The organism is Blautia sp. DFI.3.45 (genome assembly GCF_020593505.1).
GTDB classification, from domain to species: Bacteria; Bacillota; Clostridia; order Lachnospirales; family Lachnospiraceae; genus Blautia_A; species Blautia_A wexlerae.
On the sequence record NZ_JAJDMI010000132.1, the window covers coordinates 1 to 1,006 of the forward strand.

The window sequence follows — 1,006 nt, forward strand, 5'->3', positions numbered from 1 at the left end:
GAAGACCTTGTCCCTATCATAGGGGATGAAAATATGATTCAGGAAATGCCGGAAGAATTTAATAAAGTGTTAGAGGTACAGAAATCATGGAAGAAGTAATAAATGGAATCCTCATTCGTGAGGTGGAAACAAAGAACATCATGACTAAGTCCAGTCTGCCGGTAGGCGGTTACTCGGTCAATCCCTATGTGGGTTGTACACATGCCTGCAAGTATTGCTATGCTTCTTTTATGAAGCGCTTTACCGGGCACAAGGAGGAATGGGGCACTTTCCTTGATGTGAAACATTGGCCGGAAATTAAAAATCCGAAGAAATATGCCGGACAGCGGGTGGTCATCGGTTCTGTGACAGATGGCTACAATCCACAGGAGGAGGAATTCGGGAATACCAGAAAACTTCTGGAGCAGCTGATCGGCAGTGACGCAGATATTCTGATCTGCACAAAGTCGGATCTTGTGGTACGGGATATTGATCTGCTGAAGAAGCTTGGACGTGTAACCGTTTCATGGTCGATCAACACACTAGATGAAAATTTCAAGAACGATATGGATTCTGCTTCGAGCATTGAGCACCGTATCGCTGCTATGAAGCAGGTATATGAGGCAGGTATCAGTACAGTCTGTTTCGTATCCCCGGTATTCCCCGGTATCACGAATTTTGAAGCAATCTTTGAGCGGGTAAAGGATCAGTGCGATCTGTTCTGGCTCGAAAATCTCAATCTTCGAGGCGGTTTCAAAAAGACAATTATGGATTATATCGCCGGAAAATATCCTGATCTTGTACCACTTTACGACGAGATCTATAACAAGCATAACCGCAGCTACTTTGAAGCACTTGAAGTAAAAGCTGAGAAAATGGCTAAGAAGTATGATTGTGCCTTTGTGGATAATGAAATGCCTTATGGCAGAGTCCCGCAGGGGCATCCGGTGATCGTAGATTATTTCTATCATGAGGAAATCCGTGGGACAGAGAATACCGGAAAAAGAAATCGCTAACTTCCAGTTTG

General features: G+C 44.1%; 1 protein-coding gene and 1 pseudogene. Both read left to right on the forward strand.

Translation table 11 applies throughout. The features are described from left to right. Window positions 1-99, forward strand: a pseudogene (locus LJE09_RS18985) (radical SAM mobile pair protein A); the annotation flags it as partial. Next, entirely contained in the window at window positions 87-995 is a 909-nt protein-coding gene (locus LJE09_RS17225) for a radical SAM mobile pair protein B (RefSeq protein WP_227311599.1), read from the forward strand. The pseudogene LJE09_RS18985 and the gene LJE09_RS17225, both read left to right, overlap by 13 nt. Window positions 996-1,006 lie beyond the last annotated feature (11 nt).

What these genes read in the sequence shown, in the direction of transcription:
- LJE09_RS17225 (WP_227311599.1), top strand. Translation starts at nt 87, where the DNA reads ATGGAAGAAGTAATAAATGGAATCCTCATTCGTGAGGTGGAAACAAAG.